This window comes from Mesorhizobium sp. GW821-FHT07A06 (genome assembly GCF_059419085.1).
The window spans coordinates 1-23398 of record NZ_JBWKRC010000011.1 but is presented as its reverse complement, the minus strand read 5'-3'; the positions used below and the strand labels follow the sequence as shown (position 1 = coordinate 23398).

Sequence of the window (23398 nt, the reverse complement as noted above, 5' to 3'; positions counted from 1 at the left end):
CAGACGGCTGTTTTTTCCAAGTGATCATAGAAGCTCATGAAGGCGTGGCCCCTCATGCAATCACGGATCTTAAATTGCGGATTTCGCGCCCACCATGGTTCCCGTATAAGCGACCCAACCCTGCTTCTGTCTAGTTCTCTTCCGCCAAACTCGACAGGTTGGCAAAGCGTGATCCATGACAACATATCATTCCAACGCTTTGATATGTTTTGACATATCGATGCTTGCAAAATCTCAGTCCGCCCGTCCATTTAGCCCACGGGCCTGCGGGGCTGCGGTGTGTCCAGGCCGCCATCGATGTCCTCGGAGATTTCCTGTCGAAGCTTTGGACCTTTCGCCAGGCGCCGGCCGAGTGCGGTGACGAAGGCATCATAGCGCTCGCCAGCCTTGGCGTGGGCAGCCTGCGCCGCGGGCTCGGGCAACGCTGGTGTTGTCGCCAGCCAGAAGCGGACGAAAACGGCGAGGGTCTCCACTGCAATTGCGACATCGCGCTCCTGGCGTATCATGCGGCGATCGAGTTGATCGAGCCGCTTGGTGATCGCCGCTTCCTGTCGCTCGGCGGCATCGGGTGAGAGGAACGACTCGATGGCTGCCTCGGCGACGAGCGACCGTGAAAGATCCCGGCGCGCCGCATGTTCGACCAGCCTGCTCATCGCCTTCGGATCGAGATAGACGGACAGGCGTTGTTTGCGGAGTGCCTTTGCCATCGGAGCCTCACATATCCACACCGTCGCCGGGGTCGAGCGACGCCTGCCGCGCAATGCCTTGCATGAGGCGTGTCAGTCGACGGTTGCGGGCAACATCGTCTTCCAGGTCGTCATGGTGATCGATCTCGAATTCGTTCTCGGTCGAAGGTGTCACGACCAACTCGACGCGACTGAGCTCAGGTTGCCTACGACGTTCGGAATCAGTTTGGTCCTCATCCGCGGCCGACGGCGCCGAAGTGGCTTCGGCAATCCTGGGACGAGAGGGCAGAGGCAGGCTGGTCCAGTCGTCATGTCTCCCCTCCACTGCCGCCGCCATGGCCGGAGGCGGCAAGATACGTTCCCGGAAGCGAGCATCCTCATGATAGCGCGCTTTTTTCGCGCGGATCGGCGGCGCACCCGAGACCATGACAATCTCGTCGGTGGCCGGCAGCTGCATTACTTCACCCGGCGTGAGCAGCGGGCGAGCCGTCTCGGAGCGGGAGACCATGAGATGACCGAGCCACGGCGACAGCCGGTGGCCGGCATAGTTCCTCATGGCCCTCATCTCGGTCGCTGTTCCCAGCGCGTCGGACACCCGCTTGGCGGTGCGCTCATCGTTGGTGGCAAAGCTCACCCGGACATGGCAGTTGTCGAGGATTGAGTTGTTGGCGCCGTACGCCCGCTCGATCTGATTGAGGGATTGAGCGATCAGGAAGCTTTTCAGCCCGTAGCCGGCCATGAAGGCGAGCGCCGACTCGAAGAAGTCGAGACGGCCGAGCGCCGGGAACTCGTCGAGCATCAGGAGCAGCCGGTCCCCTTGCGCCCTCACCTGCAGATCTTCGGTCAAGCGGCGACCGATCTGATTGAGGATCAGGCGAATGAGCGGCTTGGTCCGATTGATGTCGGACGGCGGCACGACGAGGTAGAGTGTCGTAGGATGCTTGTCGTCGACAAGATCGGTGATGCGCCAGTCGCAGCGGCGCGTGACCTCGGCCACGACGGGATCGCGATAGAGGCCAAGGAACGACATGGCGGTGGACAGCACGCCAGAGCGCTCGTTGTCGGATTTGTTCAAGAGCTCCCGCGCGGCGCTGGCGATGACCGGGTGCGGACCGCCCTCACCCAGATGCGCCGTTTTCATCATCGCGGCGAGCGTCGATTCGATCGGACGCCTTGGATCGGAGAGGAAGCCGGCGACGCCGGCGAGCGTCTTGTCTTGCTCGGCGTAGAGGACATGCAGGATCGCGCCAACCAGCAGCGCATGGCTGGTTTTCTCCCAATGGTTTCGCCTTTCGAGCGAGCCTTCGGGATCGACCAGAATGTCAGCGATGTTCTGAACGTCGCGGACTTCCCATTCGCCGCGGCGCACCTCGAGCAGCGGGTTGTATGACGAGGATTTCGGATTGGTTGGATCAAACAGCAGGACCCTGCCATGCCTGGCGCGAAAACCCGCGGTGAGCTGCCAGTTCTCGCCCTTGATGTCGTGGACGACCGCGGAGCTTGGCCAGGTCAGCAGTGACGGGACGACGAGGCCGACACCCTTGCCCGAACGTGTGGGCGCGAAGCACAGCACATGCTCCGGCCCGTCGTGGCGCAGATAGGCGCCGTCAAACCGCCCAAGCACCACGCCATCGGATCCGAGAAGGCCAGTCGCCTTGATCTCCTGCTTGTCGGCCCAGCGGGCAGAGCCGTAGGTCTCGACCTTCTTGGCCTCGCGAGCCCGCCAGACCGACATGCCGATGGCGACGGCGACGCAGGCGAAACCGCCGGATGCCGAGATAAAGGCTCCCTCCACGAAGATCGACGGCGCGTAGGCATCGAAGCCATACCACCACCAGAAGAAGGACGGCGGAAGGTAAAACGGAAAGCCCAGGACATGGAACCATGGCCTGCCGAGCTCGGGCTGGAATGCCAGGCGCCAGGCCACCCACTCCGTCGCGCCCCAGGTCGTGAAAAGTACGATCGCCAACACGGCGAGGATCTGGCCCCAGAGAATCTTGGTGGCGGACATAGAAGCGGTCCTTTCTTCAACATGAGGTTAGAGGCCGAGGCCTTGCTTGCGGCCAAAACTCCAGTCGATGCCGTCGTCATTGCGAGCGACGCCAGAGACGTGGCGGCCAAGATGTTTTTCCAGGGACGGCGTCCAAGGCACCAGTTGGAAACCGAGGCCGTCGTCGATCATGGCGAAGCGGCCGGAGGCGAGCAGGAAACGTTGCCGGTAGGAACCGGCGACGAACTCGCCGCCGCGGGCGCGGTTGAAGGGCTGGCCGGTTTCGGCCGAGAGCTTTTCGCCGAGCGCCTCCAGTTCGCGGCGACGCAGCGTGTCGATCAGGTTGCGGGTGAAGGTTGTGCGTTGGCCATGCCGCTCGCCGAGGCCCTGTTCGACGAGATGGTCGGCGCGGCGCTGCATCGCCTGCCGTACCTCGGCGCCGAAGCCGCCTTCCGACAACGCAATCGGTTCGCGGGCGATATTCTGGCGGTCAAGCCAGGTCGCGCCGGCGGCGGTAACCTGCCGCTCAATATCGAGATCGGAACGGACAGCGAGCGCCGCGCGTGGATGCCCCTGCGTATCATTGAACTTGCGCAGTTCGACGATCGAACCCGGAGCGCTGTCGCCTGCGGCGACGAGATCGGAAAGCTTGATGTGATGTGTGCGGCCGTCGGTGCCATCGACCACGGCGTAGGCGCTGCCCTTCAGCTCATCATCGAGACCACGGTCGACCAGCCGACCCACGATCGGCGTCTCGAGGCGCTCCGCCGCAAGCACATAGGTCGCCGAGCCGCGCTCGATGCCCTGTTCTGTCAGAGCGCGGTGCATCCGCTTGATGATGTCAGCGCGCTCGCCAAGCTCGCGCAGCGTCGCCTCGGCCTTGTCGTCGATCATCCATTGGCCAGGGCCGACCTGTTCGGCAAGGCCAAGGGCTTCGAGCTTGCGCACCCGCCCGACCTTCAGCACGTGATACTCGTCGGGCTGAGCGTTCGCCGGGAACGCAAGATCGACAACGCCTGTGTCGCGGCCATCGCGAACAAGTTGCCGGTCAAGCTGGGTCCAGCGTTCGGCTCCGACCTGGCGCTCCAGATTGCGGCGAATGTCGAGATCGGTGCGCGGGCCGAGTTCCTGGGTAACGAGGTCGGCCGCGCGGGCGCGCATCCCCTCCTTGATGTAATCGCGGGAGATCACGAGATCCTGCCCGTCATCAGCGCGGCCGCGCAGGATGATGTGAAGGTGCGGGTTGTCGGTGTTCCAGTGATCGACGCCGGCCCAATCGAGCTTCGTGCCGAGGTCCTTTTCCATCTGCCCCATCAGATCGCGGGCGAAGGATTTGAGGTCCGCCATGTCGACGGCATCTTCGGGCGAGATGATGAAGCGGAAGTGGTGCCGATCATCGCCACATCGCGCGGCGAAAGGACCGCCATCCACCTCCCCGACTTCCGGCCCGAACAGCCTTGCCTTCTCCCCGTCACGGGTGACGCCCTCGCGGCGAAGATAGGTGAGATGGGCGGCAAGCGGCGCTGCGCGCGCGTGATGACGCACCAGCCGCGTCTTGATGATCACGGCTCGCGAACGGCCGGTGAGGAGACGATTGGCGCGCACGCTCGCCGTGCGGCCACGCCCGAAGGTCGAGCGATTGCCCGGACTGATCCGGCCGGAGCGAGAGATATGAGCGCCGGCCTTCTGGGCGGCGGCAAGGGCCTGCGCGATGAAGGGCCTGGCGCGCTGGGCGCCAGACGAGCGGATGCGGCCGGGGCGGATTCGAAGATCGTCCTCGCCAGTCATCTAAAGAGATCCGCACATCGTGCCAAGGCACGGAAATCACGGGCAAATCGGTATTCTGGCGCGGCGCGCCAGATGTTGGCACCTCGCGGAAATGCGGCATAACCTATTGAAACAACACAACCGATCAACGCCGCACCTCGCGGCCTTTTATCTCGCCATCTTCCGGTTGTTCTGCCCACCTTCCGCCTCCATCCACGCCACGGTGCGCTGGAGCTTGCGGTTGCGCGAAAACGCCCAAACGCGCTCATGGCTGGATCCCTTCGCCCGCTCGCGGCACGAAGAGGCCCTCGGACAGCGGCACGATGGTGGAGATATCGCGCACGATGGGTGCAGAGCTCGCGTCATTTGGTGGTCGCTTGGTCGGCACGAGAGCGACAGCTTGTTTGCGATCCGGCTGACCTACGAAGAGCGAGCCGTGCTTCCAGGGAATGGCCTCGACAGACGTGACTGCGAAAGGGCGCATACCTTCGCTTTCACCGATCAGGGGGGCGAGCGTCGCGACATAGGCGCGGGTCTCGGCCGGTAACGGCCGCCCGGCGAGGTAGGCTTCGTAGCGTGCGGGACCCGCGTTGTAGGCGGCCAGAAACCCCGGCGAGCCGAAGCGATCGTGCAGTTCGCGCAGATACGCGGTTCCTGCCAGAATGTTGTCCCGGGGATCGAACGGATCGCGGCCAAGCGACCAGCGGGCGCGTAGATAATCCCATGTGCCGGGCATGATCTGCATCAAGCCGCGGGCGCCTGCGCTGGAGATGGCGCGCACATCACCCGCACTCTCGTTGCGCATGATGGCGCGTATCAACGCGGTCGGAACGCCGAAGCGGTGCGAGGCCTCGCTGATGTGCGCGCCGAACGGATCGCGCTGCGACGATCGTGTGGGAGGTGTTTCCTGCGCCAAGGTCGCCGCCGGCATGACGGTCGCGAGGGACAGGCCGCAAAGGAGGAGCAGAGCCATGCGCCGGGCAGCGCGAAGCGGCCCGGGCGCACCGCGATGGCTCGTCGACGGACGGCGAGCGCGCATCGTTCAATCCTTCTCGCTGCGGTCGCGCGGGCGCGCCCAGTGCAGCGACCAGGACGTCTTGTCGTCGCCATTGCGAAAGAGGTTCGCGCGTATCGGCTGCGCGAGGGTCGGGTCATCGAGCTGGATCGAGACATAGTCACCGGCCTTTTCGCTGGAGCGTTTCCAGCCGGCGCCAATCTCGGGGCCGTCCTCGCTTCCGGCGTGAACGCGGTAGTCAGGCGCATTCTCCGTTTCGCTCGCCTCTGCCGCCACAATGGCGATATCCAGGTTGAGGCTGAGCGTGTGGATGCGCCCGCTATAGCCAGTCTTCTGGTGCGTGAATTCCCCGATCTGTTGCATGTCAGGCTCCTGGTTTCAGTGGTGCGGTGATGAAGGCTGGCGGCACGACGCGCGCCGCCGGTCGCGCGCTCACCGCGTTGGCGCGCGCCATTCGAAGCGGCCGTTCCCGTCCTCGTCGGTCCACAACGGGACGGCGCGGCCGATGATCCGGGCCGTGGAGATGAGGCCGAAGTAACGGCCGTCGAGGCTGTCGCGGACCAGCCAGTTCATCAGGAAGACTTCGCCGGTCGGGATGCGGCGGCAGCCCTGCCAGACAGGCAGGTCACGGCCGGCCCGATCACGCTCGAGCGCCACGCCCGCCTCGACGCCATCGACGGTGATGGTGAGGTTCGAGCGACAGACACGTTGTCCGGAAACGCCAAGGATGCGCTTCAGGAGTGGCACGCCCCTCGGCAGATAGCCGCGATCAGCGAGGAACGCCGCGAGTGGCTCAGGCGCGTCGACGGCGACAAGATCCGTGACCTCGAACGGTCCGTCGAAGTCGATCGTGTAGAAGCCGATCGGTGCGCTGGCTGACGCATTCCAGATGAGCTTCGTGGGCATCGAAGTGAGGCCGGGATAACCGACGCCCATGGTTGCGAGAACGCTAGCGAGGATGATCCCGGCGCGCGTCACGGCTCGGTCCTCTTGCGCAGCAGGAACGCGCGATGTTGGTCGAGTGTGTAGCTGCGCGGCGCGTGGCCGGCGGTTATCCGGTTGTGGATGTGCCGCCAATGATCGGGCGACACCAACTCAGGGTCAATGTCGAGGCGCTGGATGGCGTCGATCGCCTGCAGAACGCGTTCGACCTTGGGCCAGCTCTCGACCTTCAGAAGGATGTCGCCGCCGGGGCGCACAAAGGGCAGTGTCTGATAGGCTTCGCCGCGTGCGACCGTGCGCACGATGTCGATGCGTGAGATAATCGTTCCGAAGTCGTTGGCGGCCCAGCGCACGAAGGCGAAGACCGCGCCGGGGCGATAGGAAAGGATGCGTCGGCGACGATCAACGATCTGTTCCTGGGCGTGGGTGCCGAAGCGTATCCAGTTCTCAATTTTCTTCTCGACCCAGGTCAGTTCGACATGGACGAGTTCGTCGCGAGCGTGGTGCGTGGCGGCGATCATCGGGTGGCTCCCGAGCGCGCATCAAGAGGCGGATTCGGGGCTTCGGAGACGCTGGTTGCCGTGCTGCTGCCGTCAGATACCGATGGCGCATTCGAGGTCTTGTCTGTGTCTATGCTGCGTGCGTCGCTGGTTCGCCGGATGAGCCCTTGCACACCACGCGCGCGCGCTTCAAGGTTAGACTCTGGGTTAGATTCTAAGTTAAGGGCGCGATTTCGGCTTTGCTTTCCTAGGGTTAGACCCCGTTTTGGTTCCTGATAGCACGAGCCCGCGGTTCCCGATGGCACGATAGTGCCGGTTCCCGATAGCACGATGCCGTCCACAGGCTTTCCACAGGGGGCGATCCGCTCGAAGGCGAGCAGCACCCGGCCGCCAATCTCTACTTCGAGCGCAAGTGTGTAGCCGGGCAGCGGTTGGCGGCGGATGATGTCGCGCAGCTCGAAGGCAAAGCGCTTGTAGGGCGACAGGCTGCCGGATTTCTGGTGAAGGTGACGGAAGTCGAAGCGCCAGCCGTCGCGCTGGCGTCCGCCATGCTTGCGCACCAGCCGATAGAGCCAGCGCTCCAGCCCGCCGGTCAGGTCGAAATAGGCGCGATCGATCGTCAGCACGAGCGCGTCATCGAGGATTGCCTGGTAGAACCAGTCGGGGACGATCAACTCGATCCCCGCGGGTTTGCCATGGCGATCGATGCGCTCCTGCCACTCGTTGATCCATGAGAAGCGGTGACGCCGGCCTTCGGCGGGCTGACGGATCGTTGTCGAGACGGTGGTCGACTGGAGCCGATCAAGCCCAGCCTTCAGGCGCTGATAGTCGCGCAGGCTCTTGCCACGGCCGACGAAGGTGAGAATCTCATAGGGCGTGGCGGCCATCAGGCGCGAAGTGCGAAGCCCGGTGTCGCGCGCCTCGACGATCTGGCTCGCGGCCCAGATCAGGATGTCGGCGTCCCAGATGGTGGCCATCCCATGATCGGGTACGGCTTCGACCCGAATCGTGACGTTGCCCGCGGCAAAGTCGATCGGGGTGACGCGATGGGTCTTGGAAAGGGAGAAGAACGGATAGGCCATGAGATCCTGCGCGTCTCGTGGGGCGAAGTCGCCAGGCAGCGCCCGGAACAGGTCGAGCTGCCCGCGCTCCGAAAGGGATTGGTTTCGCGCCACCATTTGAAACCAGCACGCGGTCAGCGTGCGTATCGTCCGCCATGCGCCGGCGGCGCTGGCGAGTGACGCTTGGCCGGCAGGACCGACCCACGCGGATCAGATGTAGAGGTGACGGCGCCGCGTTCGGCCCAAGCCTGAAGATCGTCGACGGCATAGACGACACGGCCGCCGAGCTTTCGGTAGCCAGGACCGGTGCCATAGGTGCGGTGCTTTTCGAGCGTGCGGGCGGAAAGGCTTAGGAAATCCGCAGCTTCCTTGGTGCGCAGGAAGCGTGGCGGCAGGACGGCGATATCGGGTCGCATGGATCGGGCCTCCGTGGGGTTTTGGACGGCCGCTGGCGTTCAGCGGTGGACGGAGACCACGGTGGCGGAGAGTAAGCTTCGTGAGGGATGGGGAAGTTGAGGGGGGCTAAAACTCCACCCCTTTTGCGCGGCCAGACCCGCTAGGATCGACGGCGATGACGCAGGATTTGCAAATAGCCGCCGCCGATCATGGCGGTGGCGCCTTCGACAAGACCGATCACCGCATCGCGCAGCGCGGAGGTCTTCCAAGGATCGGCGGCGACGCGCTTAAACCCGTAAAGGGCGATCGCAATGTCGCGGTAGCTCGCGCCATTCGAGTGGCCGTCAGCGGCCTGTATCATCAGTCGAAAGCGGCGGCGTTGCTGCGGGGTCATCCGCGTGTCCGAAGGTGTGGGGCGCCCTTGCCAGGCCCGCCAGAAACGGGTGAGTGCTTCGATCCGTCCCAACGTTTCTGCATCCAAAGGGATCAACGCCGCCAAAAGGCCGTGGGGCTCACTACCGGGCAAAAGCAGAAGTTGGGTGGCGACACCTGCACTATGGACAGTGTGGCGTCCTTCCACGCTGTCGCGGCTCACACCCACGCCGGTCAACGGCGCCGATCGCAAGGACGACAGGAATTCCGGCGTCGGCACGAGAGAAACCACAGCTGGATCGACGTCAGGCGACCAGAAAACGTCTTGCGCCAAGGCGGACAAATCCGGCGTGGCCGGGAAATCGCAACCCCCACTGCCGCTGTGCCTCAAGGTGGAAGGGTTCTTTGTCGGCTCTTGTGGTCAGGAGCGCTTGGTAGTGCCGTTGATAGGGTTCGTGACGCCGCAGACACTCCCAGGCGAGCCCTTCGATGGGTAATGTATCGAAATAATCATAGCTGGCATTGTCTCGCCAATGCGACGTATCCGGCCTCATCCAAGAGCTCCTCGCAAGAAACGCGTAGACCCCGCCTCAAAACAATTCCGGGTTGTAGCGATTGGCGGAAGACCCTCGCCGGGCATCGGGTGATGCCGTTTCGGCATCACCCGGGAACGACAGGAGCGGTGGTGCTAGCTGCCGGGTTGACGCAAGAGATGGCGGTAGCCAGCACGCGCCATCCAGCGCGCTCGCGCCAGATGGCTGTCATGGATGCGCCGGGCGCGTTGTGGCTCCCTCGTCAGATCAATGCCGAAGAGAATTTCGACCACCTCGCGCCAGTCCGCGCCGTCGTCGGCGGCGTCAAGCAGGCGTACATAGAGCTTGATGTGCTCCCGATCGTATTCGGTGAGTTCGTCACTGGTCGGCGCGGTTTCGTCAAACGGCTCGATCATCGCTTGCCTCGTCTTCACAGAGTGAAAGCCTGCATTTTATAGAAACAACTGCGCAGACGGAGGATAGTTGATAAGCATCAGGCGATGCGGTTTCGGCATCGCTCTCGGTTTGAGTGAACCGATCCGGACGTCCGCGGAAGAAGGCCCCGGCCTTCCGGCCGGGGCCTTCGCGGGTCCTTAGTCACCCCGCCGCGCGTTGGGGCGGGACCAGATGAGCGAGAAACCCTCACCTTCCTCGTCGTCGAAGAGGTTGGCGTAGATCGGGGCGTTGAAGCTCGGATCGTCGAGCTTGAGACCCAGGTACTCGCGGCCCTCGTTGGAGCGCTTGGACCAGGCGGCGCCGATCTCGGCGCGGCCGACCAGCACCCGGTGGCTGGGAGCATTCTCGCCAGTGGCGCGGGTGTCTGGGATGATGCGCACGTTCTTGGCCTGGACGCTGAGGGTGACGATTTCGCCGGTGTACTCGTTCGAGGCGGTCTTCTTGAAGGTGCCGATGGTAGCCATTGTAAGTCTCCGTTTTCTGTTCCCGAGCCCGCACCATGCGGCCTCGATGGCGATCACTTGGCCGGAGGCGACCGACGACGCATCGCTTGCGACCGGAGCAACGCGGAGGACGGCGCAGGAACGACTTTCTTGTCTCGCGAGGAATGGCGGCGCTCGGGGTCCCCATGCACTTGCGGCATGGGGTGGGAGCCGGCAGGGGAAGAAAGTCGAGACGCGCCGTTGCGGCTCAGGCGGTCGAGGCTTCAGCCGTCCTTCGGCCAGATCAGCCCATTGAAGAGGCCGTTTGGAGCGCTCTTGGGATGGATTGGCAACGGAGACGTTGGCGTCCAACTCGCCGCCAGCAGATCGCTACGAGTTTCACTGGCATCGCGTGCACATTCCAGGCATCCGATCCCGTGCACCTGCAATGACGCAGCCACCGGTCGCGCTGCCGTCCTGCCACCAACTGGTCGGCCTGCCATGCGGCATCGACCGAAGAAAGTTCAAGTCCACAAACGAGGCCGCGCCGGCGTGGCCGTTGCTCGATCCTTGGCATGCAGCCCGATTGCTCCAACCACCGATGATGAGGAGGCTAGGCCTTCGTCGGTCTGGTCCACCTGCCTCGCTCGCGCGGGTTTAAGCTTGAACCATGTCCCTACCGGATTGGTCGGCGGCGGCCATGCCCGCGACCCGCAGATATGCCGTGACGCCGACGGCGATCGCGCCAATGACGGAAAAGACGATCTGCCAGGTTTCCGAAGGCATCATGTGTTTCGCGATGCCATGGGTGGCATGGTAGCCGGCAAGGATCGCGGGAGCGACGAAGACCAGCGCGATCGCCAGCTTCGCCCGGGTGGAGCTGATAACGCCGAGGAGGATTTGGCCGACGCCGAGCGTCAGCCCGGCTGCGAGGATGCCGACAAGGATCGCGCCAAGCCAGCCGGCACCGGTGTTGAATGCCCATGTACTTGCGCTGACGCCGACGAACAACGGGAGTGCGACGATAGCAAGCGTGAAGAGCAACCAGCACAAGATGCCGATGGCCGCGATGCAAAGGAGAATGCCGAGGATGATCATGGTGGTGTCTCCGAGAGAATAGCTCTGGCGATTGCGCCTTCCACCACCACCTGGCGCAGTGCACAGCATAGCAAAGGAGAAGCGCGGGCGAAACCCGCCGGTGTTCTTTGCATCGCCAGGCGCGATGTCCGCCCCGTCATGGGGCGAACGGGTCGATTTCGCCGATGATGGCGGTGTCGTCGCCGTCATACTCGTTCGCCGGCACGACCGAGAGAGTGCCGTCGCCGGCACGAAAGATGATGATGGTGACCATAAGAGTGGCGGCGAGGCTGAAGGCGAAGGCATGTGCGTTGGCGAAGGACATCGATCCGGCTCCTGTTTGAAGCGGAGGACCCTCCCCCGCTGACAGGCGCCCGACGTGTTCGGCCGATGGCCGCGATCACCGCGAAGGCGAAGCCGGAGCGGCGGCACGCTTCGCGTAGTCCGACCCCTTGCGGGTTGATGGCTTTAGGCCATCGGCTGGACCAAGGATCAGCGCAATGGATCGCGGGGTGCGGTCATCTTCAAGTCAGGAGCAGCGGGCGTTGTTGACGCGACGCTCTTGTTCCAGGAGCGTCTGAGCGAGCTGCCGCGCGATGTGGCGGGCGTCGAGCGAGAAACCTGACGGCCATGATCGCGATGTATCCCGTTGGAAGCCGCCCCGCTGAAAATGAGGATGAAGCTGGGCGATGACGCTGCGCAGTTGCGGTGGCAGGCCTAATCCAGCTCTCTCGGCGTAACGAGCCGCCTTGTCGAGATCGTGCCCGATATGGCGGCGGTTCCAGCGATCATCAGTCGCGACTCTGAGAAGATGCGACTTCAGGAGCAATTCAATTGCGATGGCGATGGCGTGAAGGGCCGCATTGTTCCTGCCTCGATCCGCCGCCCAGTCAGCGCCATCGAGGCACACGGCGGCATTGCGCAAGAAGGTGTCGGCGAGCGCGATGTCCGGCGTGAAGCTTTCGGGAAAGGATACGAGCGACATGGCTTGAAGAATGCCGTGCCTCCCCGGCTATTTATAGGAGGGCGTAGGCTCCGACGGCGCTTACGCGCCGCCGTTTCCGAGCCGATAGACCGGGATGCCGAGCTTGCGGGCCTTGTCCGCGAGGTTCTCCTGAATGCCGGTGCCCGGAAAGATGATGACGCCGATCGGCATGACCGCCAACATCTGGTCGTTGCGCTTGAAGGGAGCGGCCTTGGCATGTTTGCTCCAGTCGGGCTTGAAAGCGACCTGCGGCACTTTGCGATGATCGGCCCAGCGGGCGGCGATCTTTTCGGCGCCTTTCGGTGATCCGCCGTGCATCAGCACCATGTCGGGGTGCTTGGCGCGGATTTGGTCGAGCTTTGCCCAGATCAGCTCGTGATCGGCGGTATCGCCGCCGGAGAAGGCGATCTTGGGGCCGGCGGGTAACATGACCTCGGTTTCCGCGCGCCGCCTGGCGGCGAGGAAGTCGCGGCTATCGATCATTGCGGCGGTGAGATGGTGATGGTTGACCATCGACCCCGTGCGCGGTCGCCAGGCCGAGCCGGTGTACTGATCGTAGTGGTCGGCGGCCTGGTCTCGCATGAGCTCGAAGGCGTCGCGCCGTTCGATCATGGTCTGGCCCTGGACGGTGAGGTTCTCGAGTTCAACCGCCTTGATCTCGCTGCCGTCTTGTTCGCGCTGCAGGCGGCGCTGGACCTGCTCGTTGTCGTCCAGTTGCCGCTCGATCCGTTGTACAGACCGGTGGAAGACATTGGTGACGGACCAGAGCACGTCATCGAGGTCGGGCTCGAGGCGCGTGTCGGCCAGGGTGGCGATGAGGGCGTCAAAGATGTCGGCCACGGCTCCGGCCACGTGGTCGCCACTGGGGAGCGGTCGCGGATCGGGCTCGTCCGCAAATGGGCGCCAGCCATAGAGCTGGAGTTCGGTGAGGATGTGATCGGTCGGAGAAGCGGCGTGATGCGGTTCGGTGTCGTCGTGCTCGCTCATGGGGATGCTCCCGTCGGTTTGACCGCGACCCTCGCGGCCTTCATGGCGACGAGAGCCCACGGGCGGGACGGTCCGACACCCGCAGCGAAGCGGAGGGCCGGAGCGCAGCGGAGGATGGCGGCGGCCGGCTATTTTGCCTCGCGATGGAAAGGCGTCGCGCCCGATCGCTGCCATTCGCGAGTAGTCGTGCGCCGCCGGAAAATAGTCGGCCGCCGCCATTGGCTGGCCGGCTCGCTTGTGGGCCGATCGCCCTCTCGAAGGCCGGGTCGCGGTTCTCTGCCGGCGGGCCACTCATCCATGCGGCACACCGGCACCGTGCGTCGTGCGCTTCCCCTCACGGCTCATGCCGCCGGTGTCAGATAGCGGATGCGATCTTTGCGCATGAGCTGGTCCGCAATCGAGGCCTGGAAGGCGGCAAGTCCGAAATGGCGGAGGTCTTCGTTGAAGTCCTCCGTCTCCGGCGACAGCACGATTGCCTCGATTCCGGCGTCGGTCGCGCGCTCGAGCAGGCTGTCTCGGGCAGCGTCACCGGCCGGATCGTTGTCGCGGATGACATAGAGCCGCCGCAGGTTCGGTGGGAACAGGATGGCGGCAAGATGGGCGGCCGAGAGTGCCGCCGCCATCGCCATGTCGGGCAAGGCGCATCTGAGCGATAGCGTCGTCTCGATGCCTTCGCCTGCCGCCATGACGCTGCCGGGTACGCCGAAGCGCACGGCTTGACCGAGAAGGTCACCCATTGCCCGACGCGGTGTGCCGACGAGTGCCTTGCCGGAGCCGTCCGGTGCGAGCCAGGTGCGGTGCGCGCCGGTCAGATGTCCATCGAGGTCGGTGACAGCGGCGATCATCGCCGGCAAGGTCTTGGTCGGTCCATGATCGTCTGGCCGGTAGTAGCAGTGTGGATGGAACTGCAAGGCTGCGGTTCCGTGCAAAGTCGTAATGCCACGTCCACGCAAATACGTTTCCACGAGGGTGCCGATAATGGGCCTCGACATGGCGACCAGTCGGCGAGCCGCTTCCGGAGATCCGATGGGGACCTGGGTGATCGGCTCGGCCGGTCGGGGTGGCATGGCATCTGGCATAGCGAGAAACACGCGCGCCTCGTCGGCGACGTCCCGGAAGTTGACCAGTCCGAGGGATTCGCGGATGACATCGAGCAGGTCGCCATGCTCGCCGGTAGCGGCGTCGGTCCATTTGCCCGGCGGTCCCTTCGGGGATGGCTGCAGACGCACGAACATCGAGCGGCCCGGCGCATTGCGGACGTCGCCGACGGTCCAATAGTTGCCCTGGCGACGGCCATTGGAGAGGTAGTGGCGGCACACCGCCTCGGCATGTTCGCCGAGGCGGTGTGCGAGATCGGATGCAGCGTGACGCGGAATCATGCAGCCTCCCGCTCACTGACCCGATCGATTGGGAAACGGTCGAGCACGCGCTCCAGCACGGCGAGCCCGTTGGCGTCGATCGGCACGAACATCCTGAGCTTCCACGAAATGATCTCGTGGAAGAGACCGTAGGCGGTGAGGCGCTCACGCATCGTGTCGGTGAAGCCGGACAATTCGATGCGCCATGCACCCATGACGCGGCTGCGGCGAAGCTGGAGATCCTCGGCAAGATCGAGGATGGTCCGGCCGTCCATCAGAGCCGCAAACGCCTGGTCCGGCGATAGCGCAACCGCGTTCGTCGCAGAGGCGTTGGCGGCCCATGCCGGCGAGACGCGGCGGCCGATGAGGCGCTCGCCCTCGTCGGTCTGAAGTCGATAAACGCGGGTCGACTCGTTGGGCAGGCGCTTCCAGATCGGCAGCAGCAGGCCGGTGACCATGTGCAAGACCGAGTCCGAAAACTCCGGCACCCCGGCGATTTCGGCCGTCCAGGCAGTTATGAACGCCTCGCGGTCGGCCTCGACCCAGCGTGTTTCGCCCATGGCCTTGAGCGGCATGTTCTGGCCTTCCATCGGCCGGATCAGGCGGACACGGCGCTCGACCTCGCCATCGTCGAGCATGACGCTGGGGGTCGGGATCTGTACGGCGGCGCGGCCCGATTGCTCGTTGATGAGCAGTAAGGCACGCGGATCGCGGAGATGATCGAGCGCCGCATTGAGCGTGACGGGCCGATTGCGCTTGCGTTCGGTGATCGTGAGCAGGCGGCTTTCGGCGCCGGTGCGCGGATGGGTGTAGATCACCTGCCGATCGGTGACGACGAAGTTTTCGGCCTGCAGCGTCTCCAGCCCGGCGTCGTAGGTGCCTGACGCGATCGCGCCCTCGATGCGCGCCGCCAGCAGTTGCTCGAAGGCACCGAACAGCACGCCCTGCAGCGCAATGGTCAATGCGAGCAGGCGATTGAGGAAGGTGGTGATCGGCGGCAACTCGTCCTTGATGCCATTGGCATCCATCAGCTTGAGACCCGTCGCCGCCTCGAAACGCTCGAGCGAGCAGCCCTCGACCTTGCCGCGTACGATCAGCAGATAGAGTTGCCGTAGCGCATCGCGGGCATAGTGGCTTTCCAGATTGTCCTCTGGCCGGAACAGGCCCTGGCCGCCGGTCTGGCGCTGGCCACGGGTGATCGCGCCCAACGTGTCGAGACGGCGGGCGATCGTCGAGAGGAAGCGCTTTTCCGCCTTCACATTGGTCGAAATCGGCCGGAAGAGTGGCGGCTGCGCCTGATTGGTGCGATGCGTGCGGCCCAGGCCCTGAATGGCGGCGTCAGCCTTCCAGCCGGCTTCGAGCAGATAATGCACACGCAGCCGCGTGTTCCGAGCCGACAGTTCGGCGTGGTAGCTCCTCCCCGTTCCGCCAGCGTCCGAAAAAACCAGAACGCGTTTCTGGTCATCCATGAAGGCCTGCGTCTCGGCGAGGTTAGCTGACCCGGCACGGTTTTCAACGACAAGGCGCTCGCCCTTGCGGACAATGCGGCGCGAGCGACCGGTGACCTCGGCCATGATGTCCACTCCGAAATGCTGGACGATCTGGTCGAGCGCGCCGGGGACAGGCGTCAAGCTGGCGAGTTTGGCGATCAGCTCGTCGCGCCGGGCGACCGCCTCGCGGCTCTCGACGGGCTGGCCATCGCGGTAGACCGGGCGCGACGACAGATTGCCTTCGGAGTCGGTGAAGGGCTCGTAGAGCTGCACCGGGAAGGAATGGGCGAGATAGTCGAGGACGTATTCGCGCGGCGTGATGTCGACTCGGACGTCGTTCCATTCCTCAGTCGGCAGCTCGGCCAGCCGCCGTTCCATGAGCGCCTCGCCCGTCGAGACGATCTGGACAACGGCGGAATGGCCCTCCTCCAGATCGCGGGTGATGGAGCGGATCAGGGTCGGCGTCTTCATGCTGGTCAACAAATGACCGAAGAAGCGCTGCTTGGCGCTTTCAAAGGCGCTGCGCGCGGCCGACTTGGCCTGGGCATTGAGCGTGCCGGTGCTGCCGGTGATTTTGGCCGCCTGCATCGCCGCATCGAGATTGTTATGGATGACGCCGAAGGCCCCAGCGTACGCGTCATAGATGCGGACCTGTTCGGGCGTCAGCTCATGCTCGAGCAGTTCGTATTCGACGCCGTTGAAAGAGAGCGAGCGGGCCGTATAGAGGCCGAGTGCCCTGAGGTCGCGTGCCAGCACTTCCATCGCCGCCACGCCGCCGGCTTCGATCGCCTCGACGAAATCGGCGCGGGTCGAGAATGGAAAATGCTCGCCGCCCCAGAGGCCGAGCCGTTGGGCATAGGCTAGGTTGTGGACCGTAGTGGCGCCGGTGGCTGACACATAGACGATGCGAGCTTGCGGCAGGGCGTGCTGGAGCCTGAGGCCGGCGCGGCCCTGCTGCGAGGGCGCGGCATCGCCCCGTTCGCCCTTGCCGCCGATGGCGTTTTGCATGGCGTGGGCCTCGTCGAAGATGATCACTCCATCGAAATCCTCACCCAACCATTCGACGATCTGCTTAACCCGCGAAACCCTCTCGCCGCGATCTTCGGACCGCAGCGTGGCGTAGGTGGTGAATAGGATGCCTTCCGCGAGCGTGACCGGCTTGCCCTGCGGGAAGCGGGAGAGCGGGGTGATCAACAGGCGCTCCATGCCGAGCGCCGACCAGTCCCGTTGCGCATCCTCGATCAGCTTGTCGGACTTGCTGATCCAGACCGCCTTGCGCCGGCCCTGCATCCAGTTGTCGAGAATGACGGCTGCGGATTCCCGGCCTTTGCCCACCCCAGTGCCGTCGCCAATCATGAAGCCTTGTCGGAAGCGAACGGCACCTGCAGCGTCGTCGGCCGCGGCGCTAACCACGTCGAAGGTGTCGTCGAGGGTCCAGGTGCCGGCGAGATATTCGGTGTGGGCCTCGCCGGCATAGATGACGGTCTCGAGTTGCGCATCCGAGAGCAGGTCAAGGACGTTCTTCGGCAGGCGCGGCCGGTAGCTCGGCTTGGGTGGCGCCACCGAGGCCATGGCCGCCGATTGGACGAGCTGGGTGGGATGAGCCCGAGAGCCGGGGATGCGGATCGCCTGAAGCCCGTAGGCCTCATAGATGGCGTCGCTGATCTGGTCCCCCTCGGCCGCCTGCCAGTCGACAGCCTCATAGGCGAGGTCGATGGCTTCCGGTTCGGCGATCGACATGCGTGGCGTGGTTCTCGCCGAGCGTGTGAGATAGCCATGCACGGCGCGGGGCGCGGCGACCCCCGATGCCGCGCTGGAAACGGCGGCCATCACGACCGTCGGCCGCGCGGGAAGGCGCTCCTCAATCCACGCGAGGAGCGTCGCCGCATCCGGAGCAATGTCGGGAGCATCCACGAAGATGGTGGGATCGTCCGCCGGGAGCTTGTCGATGACGGTGAGGCGTGTCGGAAAGGTCGTGCCATGCTTGGCGTAGGCCGACCCGTCGATGGCGGCGGAGAAGACGACGCGGCCACGTTCCTGCAGGCGAGTGAAGGCGGCGGTCCAGGCCGGATGGTCGGGTGCGAAGTTCGCACCGGTGATCGTCACCAGCCGCCCGCCGGGCGTAAGGCGCGCCAGCGCCGAGGCGATGTGCCGCCAGGCCGCGTCGGCCATGCGGCCCTCAACATTGGCCATGACCGAAAAGGGCGGGTTCATCAGCACCACGCTTGGTACGGCGCTGACATCGAGATGGTCGTCGATCTGGGCGGCATCGAAGCGGGTGACAGGAACGGCCGGAAAGAGGGAGGAGAGAAGTGCCGCGCGCGTCTCGGCGAGCTCGTTGAGGACGAGCGAGGCGCCGGCTATCTCCGCCAGGATGGCGAGCAGCCCGGTGCCGGCGGAAGGCTCCAGCACGCGGTCGGCGGGCGTGATGGCGGCGGCCGTTGCCGCGACAAGGCCGAGCGGAATCGGCGTCGAGAACTGCTGGAAGGTCTGCGCCTCTTCGGATCGGCGGGTATGCGTCGGCATGAGCCCGGCGATCTTCGACAATGCGGAAAGCCGGAGAGTCGGAGACGGGGCTTTGCGGAACAACGCCTGTCCGTACTTGCGCAGGAAAAGGACTGTCGCGGCCTCGCAGGCATCGTAGGCCTGCTTCCAGTCCCAGGCGCCGGCGGCGTCGGAGGCGCCGAATGCGGCTTCCATCGCCGAGCGCAGCTTTGGCGCGTCGATGCACTCGCCGCGTTCGAGATGGGGAAGCAGCAGGCCGGCGGCGGCGAAGATAGCGCCGGCTGCACGGGTTTGGGCGAGCAGGAGCGGCGCGGCAGCGGGAACCGTCGCAGCGGGCGAGATCATGTACATGGTGTGAACCTCGGGAGAGCGGGGACAGGATCGAGCCGCGCGGCGCTCTCTCTGGACCGCACGGATTCAAACCCATCCCGGCCCGCCTCTCCCTCTCAGGAACCCGCCGAAGCTAAAATGAAACAAACGCCCCGCCATGAGGTGGAGCGCTCGCCGGTATCAACCGATCTCGATCATGTTCCGCCGTTAGGCTCCGACTTCTGTAGGAAACTATTGGCGTCGTTGGGATCGGGCGGCAGGTAGGCATCATAGGGATTGCCGTCGGCAAGATGACCGAACGGCGTGAACACGTAGTCCGCGCCCTGCCGCCCGACCGCGCAGATTACATAACGCCGCTGCCCGGTCGCCGCGTCGGCGCATTCCATCAGCGCGAGGTTGCCGTCGCCGGCGGCACGAAGCAGCGTCTGGAAGTTGCTGCGGGCATGGTCTGGAATGCTCATGGCGCATCCCCGGGTTCAACTGGATCGCGGGCGCCCGCGAGGATCGCTTCGCCGCGCGCGATCGCCCATTCGGCCTTGCCAAGCCATTCCGGCGGCGTCGGTCGGCGGGCCTTAGCATCGCCGACGATGATCTTGAGTAAGCCCAGCATGAGTTCGAATTGTGCGGCCTTGCGCTGCACCGCTTCCCCGAAATGTGCAGGAACCGGAATGGCCTGTCCACGATAAGCGGCGCCGGCACCCTCCCAGATGCCGGTGACGTGGGATTCGCCGGAGGACTCATAGTCGTCCCTCTGACCAGACCAGTCATTGTCCTCGATGGCGAGACGGCAGGCGGCCTCAGGCGTGCCGGCCGAATAGATGGAGTGCTGGAAGACCGGCAGGTGATAGGTTGTCTCGACAGTGAATTGCGGCATCGTGCTGCTCCTGAAAAGCAAGCGGCCCGTCGCTCGTCTGCGAGCCCCGGGCCATGGTGGTTTGAGGGTTAATGTTCTATGCGCGGGGGGTGTGCCGCTACGCGGCTCACGCTGCCGCCCGCCACTCGACGACATCCGCGCCGACCTCGTCGGCGGTGACGTCTTCAAGACGCGCGTTGCGGCATCCGGTCTTGGCCAACCAGAGTGCGGCCGCCTCCCGGCTCTCGGCGAGGTGCAACAACTCGTCGTCGTCGCCGATCTGCTGCAGGACCCGGACCATGCCGATGCCGGGCTGCTCGACGATCTTGAAGCTGAGGTCGCTGTCGACCGAGTAGGTTCGCATGACCGTCACGAGGATGACGCCGCCGGAGGAGAAGTTCCCTTCGTTGAGCGTGATCGAAGCCGGTGCGCTGTAGGTCGGAAGATCGCGCGGCGATGCCTTGCGGACCAGACGGCCGAAGCCGTTGCGATGGCCCCAGTCGGCGAGCTTGCGGGTAAAGCGCGCGGGCGGTTTGGGGGTGCCGTCCGAGTACCGGATCAGCGAGCCGAGCGGGGCGTTGTCATAGACGATGTGGGCGGACATGGATGTCTCCTGAAACGAAAAGGCCCGACAGGGCGTCGGGCCATGAGAGTGAGGTCAAGGGGAACAGGGCGACTGGAGCCGCCCCGTCGATGGGTGCTATTCGGCAGCGACCGCGTGAGCGGTGACCTCATCGGCTGCCGCAGAGTCGTGTTCATCATCGCCGGCGAGGAATTCGGGCAGATCAGCTTCCTCGCCCTCGTCCGTCTGCGCGGCCGGTGCGTCCTGATCGATCAGACGGAGCGGTTCAGGCAGCCAGCCACTATCGGCAAGGAGGCGCTCGGCCTCTTTGGCCATGTCGCCCTTCTTGAGATGGTCGATGAGCTGAGCCGCCTGCTCTCCGGCACCTTCGCGCACGGCTTCGAGGATGCGGGACTTGGTGACCCGGCCGAGATAATTATCGACCGTCGGCCGCCAGCCCGCATCCACCATGTCAAGCCCGGTGGCACGGGACAACCGATCGGCTTCACGCAAGCGCTGATCCAACCCGTGCTGGGAAACGCCACTGCCGTAGGGGTTGGGCCGTTCGAACAGGGCGTTGATCCCATAGCTGACGCAATGCGCCAGCAGCGTCTGCCGACTGGCTTCATCGAGGCTGTCGAGCCAGGCCCACAGAGTCTGGTCGTCACCGAGCGGGATGTCGCCCTTCCACGATTCATGGCGCTCGTTGACCGCCTTGGCCGCGGGGCTGTCTTTGAGGTCGGCGTCCTGCGCCGGCAGGTGGACATGCCGGATGAAGGCCTCGACGCAGCCGGTCGCGGAACGATGACCGAAGGTGTCGAGGACGAGCCGATGCAGCAGCGCCGTGATGGCCACATGCTGGTTCTCGGCCACGGCATTGCGCAGCGCCAGCGTGCGATGCGCGGTGAGTTCGATCACCAGGCGCTCGGGCAGCGGCTTGATGGCGTCGCCATCCTCCTCCTCCGGCTCGGCTGCCAGCGCGCCGATGGTGATGGTGGCGCGGCGAACCGAAGGATCGTCCATACTATCCCCGTTCTACGTCGCATCGCCGGGCTCGGCGGAGTTGCCGTTGACTGCCTGCGTCGCTTCGTCCTCGGGGCGCACATGGCCCCGATCGACGACAAGATCGCCATCACGATCGATGCTGATGAACACACCGGCGCGGGCGATCTCGGCCCGATCGTAGTTCATCGGCCGGCTCTCGAACGCCTCCAGCGCGGACTCGATCTCGCCGAGGCGCTGATCGACCTCGTCGGGGAGTTCGTCGGCTTCGGCACACTCGGCTTCCAGCCGATCGTACTCAGCGCGCAGCGCTTCGCGTTCCGCCCGCTCCTCGTCGGTCAGATCGGCTGCGGAGCCGGCGAGTGCCAGCAGGCCGTGATTGTGGCCATAAGGCAGATCGATATCGACCACGATCCACTTCCAGCCCTCCGCCGCGATCTCGTCGGCGATCGACTTCAGCTTGTCCCTGACCAGGCGGTCGAGCAGCGCGGCGTCCTGCAGCCAGCCACCATTGTCGGCCTCGAACAGGTCGCGCAGAACCACGCCGCCAGCAGCGACATACGCGTCGACACCGACGAACAGCGCCCGGCGATCGCTTGCCCGCACAGCGGTCTCCGTCAGCAGGCGCCGGATCTGCTGCGGCTCCTTCGACCAGGAGTTTTCGAGCGCCTCCCAGACCTGTTCCTGACGGGCGTGATCGTCCGACACCGTGAAGGCCATCAGTTGCTCGAGTTTCATGCCCTCCTGCTCGTAGATATCGTGCAGTCTGGGCGAGACCTTGGCGAGGCGCAGACGCTGCTGCACGAAGGTAGGCGACACGAAGAAGCGTGCCGCGATCTCCTCATGGCTGGCGCCTTGGTCGTGCAGGGTCTGGAAGGCGCGAAACATGTCGAGCGGATGTAAATCTTCGCGCTGAAAATTCTCGGCAAGCGAATCCTCCTCGATCGGGATCGCGCTGTGGGCGTCGCTGACGACGCAGGGAACGGGCTCGGTCTTGATCATGCGCTTCTGCTTGACCAGCAGTTCCAGCGCGCGATAGCGGCGCCCGCCAGCCGGCACCTCGAACATGCCGGTCTCGTTGCCCTCGCCATCCAACACTGGCCGGACGTTGAGGCTCTGGAGCAGGCCGCGCCGTGCGATCGAGGCGGCGAGGTCCTCGATCGTTTCCCCGCGCTTGATACGCCGGACATTGGACTGGCTCAGCATCAGCTTGTTGAAGGGGATGTCGCGCGAGGCGTTGAGGGTGATCTTCTGCTTGGGCGTAACCATGTGGACTATCTCCGCGACGGGCGGCCGAGACTCTCTCGACCTCCAAACCCGTCACAAAGGAAGGCGCAGCCCTCTCACTCTGAGGACTGCGCCGCAGATCGAAGATCCGGCGGGCACAGGGCCGCAGACACGACTTTGCGCGTCTGCGGCTTTACGGATTTCAAGCTGAGATCTCACGCGTCGTTCCGGCCAGATTGGGCGACGTGGTAGAGGACGCTTTCCGCGTCGCGAATGCTTCCGGCCCGGCGGGCAACTTCCGCCCAGGCCGAAATCGGCAGGTCGGTGGCAAAGAGAATGTCGCGCTCAAGGCCCATGCCGAAGGGCAGACGGACCGACGTCATCTCGAGGAGTGAGAAACTGCCCAACCCGGGATAGCCGAGATCGGCGAGACCGAACATGGCGTCGCCATCGGCATCCAACTCGGTCGCGAGCCATACTCCTTCGCCGAGCGGACTGAAGAACTTCACGACCGGTATGTGATCGGCGTTGCGCTAACGGCCATTGGCGAGCAGGCGCTCGCGCAGGTCCTCGGTGAGGAGGATCATGCGGCCCTCCTGTCGATCTCGGGCTGGCCGGCCTCGACCATGGCGTCGGTTTCCGGAACGAGGGCAAGCAGCCAGTCGGCAGCCTTGCTCGCCTGGCTGGCGGCCCGCACGATGGCGTGGTTGTCTTCGCGTAGCACCTCGAGCCAGGAGCCGAGATAATCGGCATGGCGCACCGTCGGCACGATGCCGAGCGAGGCGCAGCAGAAGGCCGCGTTCATCTCGGCGCGTTATCTGAACAGTCAAGCTGTCTCAGACGACGTTCCTCCTGTGGAACTGGCGAGGTTCGCGGGCATCT

The 23398-nt window shown here is 64.7% G+C and carries 22 protein-coding genes and 3 pseudogenes; all 25 read right to left on the bottom strand.

Going from position 1 to position 23398, the window contains the following annotated elements; all coding sequences use genetic code 11:
* Nucleotides 1-251 precede the first annotated feature (251 nt).
* The gene (locus AC07SZ_RS27220; RefSeq protein ID WP_494916662.1) at nt 252-707 is read right to left on the bottom strand and encodes a CopG family transcriptional regulator; all 456 of its coding nucleotides are present in this window, start codon (nt 705-707) and stop codon (nt 252-254) included.
* 7 nt (nt 708-714) lie between these two features.
* Nucleotides 715-2697, bottom strand: coding sequence for a conjugal transfer protein TraG (locus tag AC07SZ_RS27215; protein WP_494916661.1), 1983 nt, complete (start codon nt 2695-2697; stop codon nt 715-717).
* 27 nt (nt 2698-2724) lie between these two features.
* On the bottom strand, nt 2725-4464 hold the full coding sequence (locus AC07SZ_RS27210) for a relaxase/mobilization nuclease domain-containing protein (protein ID WP_494916660.1): 1740 nt from the start codon (nt 4462-4464) through the stop codon (nt 2725-2727).
* A gap of 244 nt (nt 4465-4708) precedes the next feature.
* The gene (locus AC07SZ_RS27205; protein WP_494916658.1) at nt 4709-5482 is read right to left on the bottom strand and encodes a lytic transglycosylase domain-containing protein; all 774 of its coding nucleotides are present in this window, start codon (nt 5480-5482) and stop codon (nt 4709-4711) included.
* A gap of 3 nt (nt 5483-5485) precedes the next feature.
* A complete protein-coding gene (locus AC07SZ_RS27200; protein WP_494916656.1) occupies nt 5486-5821 on the bottom strand; it encodes a DUF736 domain-containing protein in 336 nt (111 codons plus the stop codon).
* A gap of 69 nt (nt 5822-5890) precedes the next feature.
* Complete coding sequence (locus AC07SZ_RS27195; protein ID WP_494916654.1) at nt 5891-6436, bottom strand: S26 family signal peptidase; 546 nt, start codon at nt 6434-6436, stop codon at nt 5891-5893.
* A complete protein-coding gene (locus AC07SZ_RS27190) occupies nt 6433-6921 on the bottom strand; it encodes a DUF2840 domain-containing protein (protein WP_494916652.1) in 489 nt (162 codons plus the stop codon). The genes AC07SZ_RS27195 and AC07SZ_RS27190 overlap by 4 nt, the downstream gene beginning before the upstream one ends.
* Nucleotides 6918-8078: a replication initiator protein A gene (locus AC07SZ_RS27185; RefSeq protein WP_494916650.1), complete on the bottom strand. Its 1161-nt coding sequence runs from the start codon at nt 8076-8078 to the stop codon at nt 6918-6920. The genes AC07SZ_RS27190 and AC07SZ_RS27185 overlap by 4 nt, the downstream gene beginning before the upstream one ends.
* Before the next feature lie 17 nt (nt 8079-8095).
* Nucleotides 8096-8377, bottom strand: a complete 282-nt coding sequence (locus tag AC07SZ_RS27180; RefSeq protein WP_494916649.1) for a helix-turn-helix transcriptional regulator — start codon at nt 8375-8377, stop codon at nt 8096-8098.
* A 140-nt stretch (nt 8378-8517) separates the two neighbouring features.
* Nucleotides 8518-9063, bottom strand: coding sequence for a DUF2285 domain-containing protein (locus tag AC07SZ_RS27175; RefSeq protein WP_494916647.1), 546 nt, complete (start codon nt 9061-9063; stop codon nt 8518-8520).
* Nucleotides 9035-9283 carry a transcriptional regulator domain-containing protein gene (locus tag AC07SZ_RS27170; protein WP_494916646.1) on the bottom strand — a complete coding sequence of 83 codons (249 nt, stop codon included), beginning with the start codon at nt 9281-9283 and terminating at the stop codon, nt 9035-9037. The genes AC07SZ_RS27175 and AC07SZ_RS27170 overlap by 29 nt, the downstream gene beginning before the upstream one ends.
* Before the next feature lie 134 nt (nt 9284-9417).
* Nucleotides 9418-9678 (bottom strand): DNA -binding domain-containing protein, encoded by a 261-nt coding sequence (locus AC07SZ_RS27165; protein WP_494916645.1) that lies wholly within the window; start codon nt 9676-9678, stop codon nt 9418-9420.
* A 177-nt stretch (nt 9679-9855) separates the two neighbouring features.
* Nucleotides 9856-10182: a DUF736 domain-containing protein gene (locus AC07SZ_RS27160; RefSeq protein ID WP_494916644.1), complete on the bottom strand. Its 327-nt coding sequence runs from the start codon at nt 10180-10182 to the stop codon at nt 9856-9858.
* Between the two features lie 615 nt (nt 10183-10797).
* Nucleotides 10798-11238 carry a hypothetical protein gene (locus AC07SZ_RS27155; protein ID WP_494916643.1) on the bottom strand — a complete coding sequence of 147 codons (441 nt, stop codon included), beginning with the start codon at nt 11236-11238 and terminating at the stop codon, nt 10798-10800.
* Nucleotides 11239-11374: 136 nt separating this feature from the next.
* Complete coding sequence (locus AC07SZ_RS27150) at nt 11375-11542, bottom strand: hypothetical protein (protein ID WP_494916641.1); 168 nt, start codon at nt 11540-11542, stop codon at nt 11375-11377.
* Nucleotides 11543-11746: 204 nt separating this feature from the next.
* A complete protein-coding gene (locus AC07SZ_RS27145; RefSeq protein WP_494916640.1) occupies nt 11747-12202 on the bottom strand; it encodes a hypothetical protein in 456 nt (151 codons plus the stop codon).
* 60 nt (nt 12203-12262) lie between these two features.
* Nucleotides 12263-13189 (bottom strand): DUF2493 domain-containing protein, encoded by a 927-nt coding sequence (locus AC07SZ_RS27140; RefSeq protein WP_494916831.1) that lies wholly within the window; start codon nt 13187-13189, stop codon nt 12263-12265.
* A 341-nt stretch (nt 13190-13530) separates the two neighbouring features.
* A complete protein-coding gene (locus tag AC07SZ_RS27135) occupies nt 13531-14568 on the bottom strand; it encodes a DUF7146 domain-containing protein (protein WP_494916639.1) in 1038 nt (345 codons plus the stop codon).
* On the bottom strand, nt 14565-18893 hold the full coding sequence (locus AC07SZ_RS27130) for a strawberry notch-like NTP hydrolase domain-containing protein (protein ID WP_494916638.1): 4329 nt from the start codon (nt 18891-18893) through the stop codon (nt 14565-14567). The genes AC07SZ_RS27135 and AC07SZ_RS27130 overlap by 4 nt, the downstream gene beginning before the upstream one ends.
* Nucleotides 18894-19066: 173 nt before the next feature.
* Nucleotides 19067-19333, bottom strand: a complete 267-nt coding sequence (locus tag AC07SZ_RS27125; RefSeq protein ID WP_494916637.1) for a DUF6117 family protein — start codon at nt 19331-19333, stop codon at nt 19067-19069.
* Nucleotides 19330-19746, bottom strand: coding sequence for a hypothetical protein (locus AC07SZ_RS27120; RefSeq protein ID WP_494916635.1), 417 nt, complete (start codon nt 19744-19746; stop codon nt 19330-19332). The genes AC07SZ_RS27125 and AC07SZ_RS27120 overlap by 4 nt, the downstream gene beginning before the upstream one ends.
* A 106-nt stretch (nt 19747-19852) precedes the next feature.
* Entirely contained in the window at nt 19853-20329 is a 477-nt protein-coding gene (locus AC07SZ_RS27115; RefSeq protein WP_494916633.1) for a UCP036055 family protein, read from the bottom strand.
* 96 nt (nt 20330-20425) lie between these two features.
* Nucleotides 20426-22558: pseudogene (locus AC07SZ_RS27110) on the bottom strand (ParB/RepB/Spo0J family partition protein).
* A gap of 173 nt (nt 22559-22731) precedes the next feature.
* A pseudogene (locus AC07SZ_RS27105) lies at nt 22732-23103 on the bottom strand (DUF2958 domain-containing protein).
* A pseudogene (locus AC07SZ_RS27100) lies at nt 23100-23327 on the bottom strand (zincin-like metallopeptidase domain-containing protein); the annotation flags it as partial. The pseudogenes AC07SZ_RS27100 and AC07SZ_RS27105, both read right to left, overlap by 4 nt.
* Nucleotides 23328-23398 lie beyond the last annotated feature (71 nt).

Coding starts and splice junctions, on each gene's coding strand:
- AC07SZ_RS27165 (WP_494916645.1), bottom strand. CDS start 9,678: ATGATCGAGCCGTTTGACGAAACCGCGCCGACCAGTGACGAACTCACC.
- AC07SZ_RS27185 (WP_494916650.1), bottom strand. CDS start 8,078: ATGGTGGCGCGAAACCAATCCCTTTCGGAGCGCGGGCAGCTCGACCTG.
- AC07SZ_RS27130 (WP_494916638.1), bottom strand. CDS start 18,893: ATGTACATGATCTCGCCCGCTGCGACGGTTCCCGCTGCCGCGCCGCTC.
- AC07SZ_RS27205 (WP_494916658.1), bottom strand. CDS start 5,482: ATGCGCGCTCGCCGTCCGTCGACGAGCCATCGCGGTGCGCCCGGGCCG.
- AC07SZ_RS27150 (WP_494916641.1), bottom strand. CDS start 11,542: ATGTCCTTCGCCAACGCACATGCCTTCGCCTTCAGCCTCGCCGCCACT.
- AC07SZ_RS27180 (WP_494916649.1), bottom strand. CDS start 8,377: ATGCGACCCGATATCGCCGTCCTGCCGCCACGCTTCCTGCGCACCAAG.
- AC07SZ_RS27125 (WP_494916637.1), bottom strand. CDS start 19,333: ATGAGCATTCCAGACCATGCCCGCAGCAACTTCCAGACGCTGCTTCGT.
- AC07SZ_RS27160 (WP_494916644.1), bottom strand. CDS start 10,182: ATGGCTACCATCGGCACCTTCAAGAAGACCGCCTCGAACGAGTACACC.
- AC07SZ_RS27200 (WP_494916656.1), bottom strand. CDS start 5,821: ATGCAACAGATCGGGGAATTCACGCACCAGAAGACTGGCTATAGCGGG.
- AC07SZ_RS27220 (WP_494916662.1), bottom strand. CDS start 707: ATGGCAAAGGCACTCCGCAAACAACGCCTGTCCGTCTATCTCGATCCG.
- AC07SZ_RS27190 (WP_494916652.1), bottom strand. CDS start 6,921: ATGATCGCCGCCACGCACCACGCTCGCGACGAACTCGTCCATGTCGAA.
- AC07SZ_RS27135 (WP_494916639.1), bottom strand. CDS start 14,568: ATGATTCCGCGTCACGCTGCATCCGATCTCGCACACCGCCTCGGCGAA.
- AC07SZ_RS27140 (WP_494916831.1), bottom strand. CDS start 13,189: ATGAGCGAGCACGACGACACCGAACCGCATCACGCCGCTTCTCCGACC.
- AC07SZ_RS27170 (WP_494916646.1), bottom strand. CDS start 9,283: ATGAGGCCGGATACGTCGCATTGGCGAGACAATGCCAGCTATGATTAT.
- AC07SZ_RS27215 (WP_494916661.1), bottom strand. CDS start 2,697: ATGTCCGCCACCAAGATTCTCTGGGGCCAGATCCTCGCCGTGTTGGCG.
- AC07SZ_RS27210 (WP_494916660.1), bottom strand. CDS start 4,464: ATGACTGGCGAGGACGATCTTCGAATCCGCCCCGGCCGCATCCGCTCG.
- AC07SZ_RS27145 (WP_494916640.1), bottom strand. CDS start 12,202: ATGTCGCTCGTATCCTTTCCCGAAAGCTTCACGCCGGACATCGCGCTC.
- AC07SZ_RS27115 (WP_494916633.1), bottom strand. CDS start 20,329: ATGTCCGCCCACATCGTCTATGACAACGCCCCGCTCGGCTCGCTGATC.
- AC07SZ_RS27120 (WP_494916635.1), bottom strand. CDS start 19,746: ATGCCGCAATTCACTGTCGAGACAACCTATCACCTGCCGGTCTTCCAG.
- AC07SZ_RS27155 (WP_494916643.1), bottom strand. CDS start 11,238: ATGATCATCCTCGGCATTCTCCTTTGCATCGCGGCCATCGGCATCTTG.